The sequence below is a fragment of the Nostoc sp. genome (assembly GCF_036916575.1).
GTDB lineage: Bacteria > Cyanobacteriota > Cyanobacteriia > Cyanobacteriales > Nostocaceae > Nostoc.
Genome location: NZ_JBALGC010000088.1, coordinates 1 through 7412, shown reverse-complemented (window position 1 = coordinate 7412; position 7412 = coordinate 1). Strand labels below are relative to the sequence as shown.

Genomic DNA, 7412 nt, shown 5'->3' with positions numbered 1-7412 from the left:
TAAATTATACAGCTATGATTACGTTCGTCGAAGACGTTGGCGCAGCCATCGCCTCCATTTTATTATGGTTATAGTTTGAAAACACGCCCTAGCCCTTTCAAGCTATCTCTTTTTTTGTCTCTGTTTAACAGACAAGACCTAGTGCCGCAAGGCGGAAGTCACTCATTCAAAAGTCAAAAGTATTATGCAATAAGCTCTTTAGGGATTTTAAATGGTTGCTCGTCTTGCAAAGTCTGAGCGGCGGTTCCTTTAAGTGGGGGAACCCCACCAACGGACTGGCTCGACTTTGCGCTATTTCCGCCGTGGCGTACTAGTTGATTTTCTAGGTAGTTTTGGTAAAATGTCGGACTTATTTGCAATAAATATGGCTTGTTGACAATAAATGACCTATCTTTTTTACGATAATTCGGTCAACTTGTTTTAGTACAAGGGTTTTGGGTCGCTTGTCGCCCCGTCAGCAATTTACCAGCACATTAACTACGTTAATCGGCAAGTGTAATGCCCTGACTTAATACCAAGGTGGAAGTAGATGAAAAAAGTTAGACTAAGGTCTAATTGATGGCAGAAACAATTTAGTTAAAAAATAATCTAAATACTCTCCTTAAGTATTTTCAGGCAAGTATAGCATACAAACGAGTGCAAAAATAATTTGGGCTTCTAACTGTATAAGTTAAAAATACCAACACTTATTAGAATTTAGAAGCTAAACAGATCAACTAACACTTTTTCTTTGAAACTATCATGATTAACAAACAACTGACTGCTTTAGCACTTTTAACAGTAACTTCTCTTGCTGGAGCTACACTTAGTGTTACCTCTGTATCCGCTCAATCTAATAATGGATGCGGAAATGTAGTAAAAAATATTGAACTCAAAGACAGCCAGAATCAAAGTGTGTTCTGTAGTGACGGCGGAAATGTTAAAGATTTAGGCGCATTTGGCATAAATGCTACAAATGTTAGTGTTCAAAGTGGTAAATGGACATTTTATCAGGGCAAAAACTTTAAGGGTAAATCTGTGACTGTTGAGGGTGAAATTTTTCAATCGTTAGGGTTCAAAGGAGTTGGATCTTTCAAAAAACCTGGTTAATTCGTTAGCAAATTCAATAGGGTGCAATTATCCACAACCAACTATCAATTGAATTGCTCAGTTAGTTGGTTTATTGCCAATAAAAAAACAAAAAGCCCACCCATAATTAATCAGGGAGGGCTTTTTAAGTAACAATTGCGGTTTCCCACATCGGTAGTTGTCGCAAATTTGTCTCTGTTTAACAGACAAGACCTAGCCTTTTTTCTAGGTTTTCTTGCCTGCGACTTCGTGAGAGGATTGACCCAGTATTTAAACAAAGCTTAAGCATACTGTTTTTAAATACATCATAGATCCCCAATTCAATCGGAGTGGCTAACAGTGGTAAATAGCGAACTGAAGAATAAAGTAGCCTTAATTACTGGCGCAAATAAGGGTCTAGGACTGGAGATGAGTCGTCAACTGGGACAACATGGATTGACGATTCTGATCGCAGCCCGGAATTTAGAAGCAGCAAAAACGGCAGCCACTAACTTGCATAATGAAGGAGTCTCGGCTGTGGCGATCGCTCTTGACATAACTGACAGTACTCAAATTCAGTCTGCTTTTCAAGAGATTAGTGACTCTTTTGGTAAACTGGATATCTTGATTAATAATGCAGGTGTGTTTCTAGATGGCGACTGGTTAACCAGTAATGCCACTTCTGTTTCAATAAACATTATTCGACAGACATTCAACACCAACTTTTTTGGCTTGGTAGAACTGACTCAAGTACTGCTACCGTTAATTTTAAACAGTCCTAGTGGTCGAATTGTCAATATGTCTAGTATTGAAGCCTCATTGACACTTCATGCTACTCCCAATTCACCAATTTATGACTCTAAACCATTTGCTTACAATGCTTCTAAGGCAGCAGTCAACGCATTCACCATCCATTTAGCCCATGAGTTACGCAATACTCCTGTGAAAATTAATAGCGCTCATCCAGGTTGGGTGAAAACTGAATTGGGCGGTGAAGGCGCAATGATGGATATCGCAGAAGGGGCGAAAACGGGCGTTGAGTTAGCGATGCTTCCTGACGATGGGCCGAGTGGTGGCTTTTTTCATCTTGGTGAACCAGTACCTTGGTAAAAACTTTAGCTAATAAGTTGGGTGTCTCTGTTGAAGTGGCATCCGCTTCCTAATACTAAGTCTACTTCAAGAGATAGGATCTACTAGAAGAGTAGGATTTTAGGAGTAGACCTCTGTCTTTACAATTTATTAACGTTTGCACAGCAAGTTCTCAACCCCCCGCAGGCTTAATTGTCACTTTGCATGGTTGGGGAGCTAATGCTGAGGATGTAGCATCTTTGTTACCCTTGCTCAACTTACCTGATTACCAGTTTGTATTACCTGATGCACCTTTTCCTTATCCTTATTCTCCTGTAGGGAGGGCATGGTATGACCTACGGGTGGAGAATATGTATCAAGGGTTGGCAGAAAGTCGGCAACGACTAATAGATTTCTTGGAATCTTTAGAAAGTAGCACTGGCGTACCTTTATCACGCACCATTTTGAGTGGATTTTCTCAAGGAGGAGCAATGACTTTAGATGTCGGCTCAAAATTACCCTTAGCAGGTTTAGTTGTGATCAGTGGGTATTTACATCCTGACGCAATAACAGCAGGTAAAAGCAGGATTCCGCCAACTTTAATTACCCACGGGAAATATGATGAAGTTGTTCCACTACAAGCCGCCTGGAAGGCACGAGAAACTTTAAAGTCTCTGGGAGTGGCGGTAGAATACCACGAATTTGATATGGGACATGAAATACATTCACAAACGTTAGAAGTGCTACGGAATTTCGTTGTGAATACAATTGGCTAGTCAGCATTACGAATTTTTTATAAATTCTGGTACAAATTCTGACAATTTTCACGAAATTAATCACTTCTAATGAGTAATATATATTGGGTGGCTGCAAAAGAACGCAACTTAACCCATGCTGAAGGCGAATGCTGCATAAGGGAGGGGCAAGCATTATGACAACTCTAAGCATTTCCAAGAAAGAAATTGCTGCCATGACTGCGGCAGAAGTAGAAGAACTGGCTACACGTCTGGAACTAGATAATTATAGTAATGCTTTTGAGGGTTTAAATGATTGGCATCTATTGCGAGCGATCGCATTTCAGCGTCCAGAGTTAGTTGAACCCTATATCTACCTCTTAGACTTGGAACCCTACGATGAAGCGTAGTTGAGAGTTAGGAGTTAGGAGTTGGGAGTTAGGAGTTGGGAGTTAGGATTTCTAACTATTTAGTACTAATTTTTGTAACTGCTCACTCCTAACTTTTTATCATGCCTAATCCAAAATCCAAAATCCAAAATTCAAAATTGAACAGGGTTCTAATTGGCATAGGTGGCGGTATCGCCGCCTACAAAATCTGTGAGTTGGTTTCGACGCTGTTTAAAACTGGCGTGGAAGTCCGAGTTATCCTCACCCGTTCGGCGCAAGAATTTATCACGCCTCTGACTTTAGCAACCCTATCCCGTCATCCCGCCTACACAGATGATGATTTCTGGAAACCAACTCATTCTCGTCCGTTGCATATTGAGTTGGGTGAATGGGCAGATGTTATGGTAATTGCCCCTTTGACGGCTAATACATTGGCAAAGTTAGCCTACGGTATGGCTGATAATTTACTCACAAATACTGTGCTGGCTTCTACTTGTCCGGTGCTGTTAGCACCTGCAATGAATACGGATATGTGGGAACAGCTATCAGTGCAGCGGAATTGGCAACAGTTATTGATAGATAGCCGATATCATGGAATGAGCACAGCATCGGGTTTATTAGCGTGCGATCGCATCGGTCCTGGTAGATTAGCAGAACCTCCAGAAATTTTGGCTCACATCCAATCGTTGTTACACACTCAAGGCAAACGAGATTTAGTAGGTAAACAAGTGTTAATTAGTGCTGGGGGAACGCGAGAGTATATTGACCCAGTAAGGTTTATTGGTAATCCTTCAACAGGTAAAATGGGATTGGCGCTATCGCAAGCTGCACTTCACCGAGGCGCAAATGTCACCTTAGTATATGGGCCAGCTAATTGGGATGTACCATTAGGAGTACAATCAATTCCCGTCGTTAGTGCCGAGCAAATGCAGCACGTCATGGTGGAATGTTTAGCCAACGCTGATGTAATTGTCATGTCAGCAGCGGTGGCAGATGTTAAGCCACGAGATTATAGTACAGAGAAACTGCCCAAGCGATCGCTCCCCCAAGCTTTACCTTTGGAACATGTACCGGATATAATCGCCCAATTAGCAAAATTGAAACAGCCGCATCAGCTGTTAATCGGCTTTGCTGCACAAACTGGAGATATTGTCAAACCTGCGTTAGAAAAGTTACAGAGTAAAAAATTAGATGCTATTGTTGCCAATCCCATTGACCAGCCTGATAGTGGTTTTGGTAGCGATAATAATCAAGCGATATTTTTAGATAGTCAAGGACATCAGGTAGAAATTGCACCTTGTTCTAAATTAGAAATGGCGCATCAATTATTTGATTTTGTCATCACTTGATAAATCTGCCTCAAGTTTAGGGATGTGCCTGTTCCTACCTAATTCATCTCGTCATTTATCAACGCCGCTTAAAGCAAACTTTTTGTTACGCTTCAGTCAGCAATTGGCACAGTCCCTGTGTTGTGAAAAGCGGTAATCTGCCAGGTGTTCTCCTTGCAGGTTGTTACGGCTGTCAAGACACCTGTATCTTGTATTCGATGTACTCCATCAGGACTCTTGTGTCCAGTGGTTTCCCAAGTGCTATGCAGGACTGCCACATTCGGGGTGAGGAATTTGATTTGAGTGTCAGTAATAGTCATCTGGCTATCGCTTAAGAATGACGCCAACGCCTGTGCGTGTGTTTGTTTGATCTCGGTTCGCCCTTTAAACCAACGACCTATGACGTCCACGAAATCGGCATCCTCGACAAACAACTTCGCCAAGGACTCTGCATCTTTAGCGTTCCACGCCTCGGCAAACGCTGCAATCAAAGCAGTGATTGCCGCTTCATCCTTTGCACTAGTTTCTGTTGTAGACATAATGATTGTTCTCACTAATGATTTGTATTCAAGAACTACCGCTTAGGAGCGTAGCACCTTGAGTGCCACTTGGAGAAATAGCCTTGTAACACTAGCGAACTGTACCAAAATCGTCGCCATCGGCTCTAGTTAAAGGGCATTACGAAGGGTTGTGTTGCCTCAACTCTTTAATATTCCATCTGTTTGTCCAGGACTGTCCTGGATACTCAAGGAACACGCTGCCAACCCCAGAGAGCATGGCCGAAGAGTTCTTAGCTATTTGCGATAGTTACGGCTTGATGGAGGTATTCGTTACTGTCAAGCTGGACAAGCATGAAGTCAGCCAGGTCGGCACGTGTAATTTTATGGGCCTTCTCGCCCGTTTCGGCATCGAAGACTCGAACGTTCCCCTTGGCGGGGTCGTCGGTAAGGAGGGCTGGGCGAAGAATTACCCAGTCCAGACCGCTCGATTCGACAGCGGATTCCATTGCCGCTTTGTCCTTGTCCGCACCGCGCAAAAAGGTCGAAACAAGTAAGCGCTCATAAATGGTGGTATTCGCCTCACTATCCCCTTCGCCAATCATGGAAGTTACCACGAGACGGCGCACACCGTTTCGCTGCATGGAAGCAATGATTGTGTTGGCGGCGCTCGATTCGAGGGTAGTTGCCTTGTAAGGCGTTTTGCCGCCAATCGTGTCAAGAACAGCGTCTTGACCGAGGACTGCTGCGTCCATCTCAACACTATTGGTGGCATCACCTTCGATGACGCGAACGTCCGAGACTTCGTATTCGTCAGCTTTGTGAACGAAGGCTGTGACCTGGTGTCCAGCGGCTACAGCCTGTTCGACTACAGCTCTACCGGTTTTGCCGGCGGCTCCGATGACTAGGACTTTCATGTTTAACTCTCCTATGCAACACTTAGGGGTTTTCCGGTCGTAGAAATGCGGCTTTGATTAGGACTTCTTCGAGAATGCCGCATGGGGCGCAAGCGGCAGGATCTGGTAGTCGGCGTAGTCGGCCTTGATGAGTGGGAAGCTGTCGATCATCTCCTGAAGATGCTCTGGCGACTCTGCCTCGAACAGGATGACCCCGCCGCGGGTTTTAGTGTCCAGCGCCCACACTTGACGGGCGCCTCCTCCCGCGTAAAGGACTCGCACTTGCGCCTGTTCCTTAAGTTCCGTCTCTGCGAAGTCAGACGGTATGCCATCAGTCTCAAACTTCTTGTTGGGCGTGAAGATAACAAGATATTGCATATGTCACCTCTATTTAGCTTGTTTGGTTGTGAAACCTATGCCCAATCCGCATACCAAAGAGGAATCAGCACGGTTCCTTTTCTTAACTTGGTTCATTCTGTACTAAAATAGAGCAAGATGGAAGACGGCACTTTTTTCTGCCTAAGGCACAGGAAGGTAACCATGAGCCGAATCCCAAAATTTTTTGATGACGAAGATTGCCCCGTTCGAGAGATTCTCGACCACGTCGGCGATAAGTGGACGTCCCTGATTCTATCGAATCTTGTGGGCGGGAGCTTACGATTTAGCGAGATCAAACGAAGGTTGCCGGGGATTAGTCAGCGGATGCTGACAGAGACGCTCCGCGGTCTTCAGCGGAATGGCATCTTACTTCGGACCGTCTACCCCAGCATTCCACCTAAGGTCGAATATTCGCTCACGCCGCTCGGAGAGTCGCTCGTTCCGCTCATTCAAGCGCTTGTGCTTTGGTCGCTGGAACATCGTTCAGAAATACATGATGCACGTTCTACCTACGACGCAGAAGTATCGGCTCAAGAATTCGGGGTAGACAGTGCAGTGATTCAAACTACCACGACCAACCCAAGGGATAAACAGAAGATTTCTCATGAATAATTTCAGCCAAGGATGGAATGAATTCAATTTGAGAAATGCAATGCCTACGGCGGGCTGCGCCTACGCGCACATACTTAAAAAAACTGGTGTTGCAGAGAAAGCTTAGTATAGTTTTGCGTAAAAGCGTAGCATTTTTAATGCATCCCGATGCATTGGCATTGTAAGGCGACACATTAACAATGCATCCCGACGCATTAGTATTGTAAGGCGACGGATTAACAATGCATTTCGATGCATTGGCATTGTAAGGCGACGGATTAACAATGCATTCCGATGCATTGGCATTGTAAGGTATTGCTTTATCATTAATTCGCTACGAATTACAGCTATTTTCAGGTAAATAGACCACGCTCTACGGGGACAGCAATGCTCATAGGTGTCAACTTAACGTGAAAGCTAGATTTGGCGAACTTTCCAGGTTTGACCCTCACCCCCAACCCCTCTCCCAATTTTGGGAGAGGGG

9 protein-coding genes are annotated in these 7412 nt (G+C 44.2%); 6 read left to right on the top strand and 3 right to left on the bottom strand.

Translation table 11 applies throughout. The annotated features are described in order from the left end of the window. The first annotated feature begins 741 nt into the window (after positions 1-741). The 5 genes from V7L29_RS18395 (at position 742) to coaBC (ending at position 4587) form a co-directional block, all read left to right on the top strand. Positions 742-1089, top strand: coding sequence for a hypothetical protein (locus V7L29_RS18395; RefSeq protein ID WP_334692338.1), 348 nt, complete (start codon positions 742-744; stop codon positions 1087-1089). 318 nt (positions 1090-1407) lie between these two features. Further along, positions 1408-2157: an SDR family oxidoreductase gene (locus V7L29_RS18390; protein WP_334736401.1), complete on the top strand. Its 750-nt coding sequence runs from the start codon at positions 1408-1410 to the stop codon at positions 2155-2157. 113 nt (positions 2158-2270) lie between these two features. After that, positions 2271-2891 carry an alpha/beta hydrolase gene (locus tag V7L29_RS18385; protein WP_334693054.1) on the top strand — a complete coding sequence of 207 codons (621 nt, stop codon included), beginning with the start codon at positions 2271-2273 and terminating at the stop codon, positions 2889-2891. Between the two features lie 155 nt (positions 2892-3046). Beyond that, complete coding sequence (gene isiD, locus V7L29_RS18380) at positions 3047-3259, top strand: protein IsiD (RefSeq protein ID WP_190877921.1); 213 nt, start codon at positions 3047-3049, stop codon at positions 3257-3259. A gap of 101 nt (positions 3260-3360) precedes the next feature. Beyond that, entirely contained in the window at positions 3361-4587 is a 1227-nt protein-coding gene (gene coaBC / locus V7L29_RS18375) for a bifunctional phosphopantothenoylcysteine decarboxylase/phosphopantothenate--cysteine ligase CoaBC (RefSeq protein ID WP_334736400.1), read from the top strand. A gap of 92 nt (positions 4588-4679) precedes the next feature. Here the strand turns inward: coaBC and V7L29_RS18370 are convergent, their stop codons facing one another. From V7L29_RS18370 to V7L29_RS18360, 3 genes are all read right to left on the bottom strand, one after another. Then, complete coding sequence (locus V7L29_RS18370) at positions 4680-5105, bottom strand: SgcJ/EcaC family oxidoreductase (protein WP_334693050.1); 426 nt, start codon at positions 5103-5105, stop codon at positions 4680-4682. A gap of 251 nt (positions 5106-5356) precedes the next feature. Beyond that, positions 5357-5980, bottom strand: a complete 624-nt coding sequence (locus tag V7L29_RS18365; protein ID WP_334736399.1) for an NAD(P)-dependent oxidoreductase — start codon at positions 5978-5980, stop codon at positions 5357-5359. A 57-nt stretch (positions 5981-6037) separates the two neighbouring features. Then, on the bottom strand, positions 6038-6337 hold the full coding sequence (locus tag V7L29_RS18360; RefSeq protein ID WP_334736398.1) for a muconolactone Delta-isomerase family protein: 300 nt from the start codon (positions 6335-6337) through the stop codon (positions 6038-6040). Between the two features lie 162 nt (positions 6338-6499). Between V7L29_RS18360 and V7L29_RS18355 the strand changes: the two genes are divergently transcribed. Continuing rightward, positions 6500-6949, top strand: a complete 450-nt coding sequence (locus V7L29_RS18355; protein WP_334736397.1) for a winged helix-turn-helix transcriptional regulator — start codon at positions 6500-6502, stop codon at positions 6947-6949. Positions 6950-7412 lie beyond the last annotated feature (463 nt).

Excerpts from the sequence above, each read along its gene's own strand:
- V7L29_RS18395 (WP_334692338.1), top strand. The coding sequence starts at position 742 with ATGATTAACAAACAACTGACTGCTTTAGCACTTTTAACAGTAACTTCT.
- V7L29_RS18355 (WP_334736397.1), top strand. The coding sequence starts at position 6,500 with ATGAGCCGAATCCCAAAATTTTTTGATGACGAAGATTGCCCCGTTCGA.
- isiD (WP_190877921.1), top strand. The coding sequence starts at position 3,047 with ATGACAACTCTAAGCATTTCCAAGAAAGAAATTGCTGCCATGACTGCG.
- V7L29_RS18365 (WP_334736399.1), bottom strand. The coding sequence starts at position 5,980 with ATGAAAGTCCTAGTCATCGGAGCCGCCGGCAAAACCGGTAGAGCTGTA.
- coaBC (WP_334736400.1), top strand. The coding sequence starts at position 3,361 with ATGCCTAATCCAAAATCCAAAATCCAAAATTCAAAATTGAACAGGGTT.
- V7L29_RS18360 (WP_334736398.1), bottom strand. The coding sequence starts at position 6,337 with ATGCAATATCTTGTTATCTTCACGCCCAACAAGAAGTTTGAGACTGAT.
- V7L29_RS18370 (WP_334693050.1), bottom strand. The coding sequence starts at position 5,105 with ATGTCTACAACAGAAACTAGTGCAAAGGATGAAGCGGCAATCACTGCT.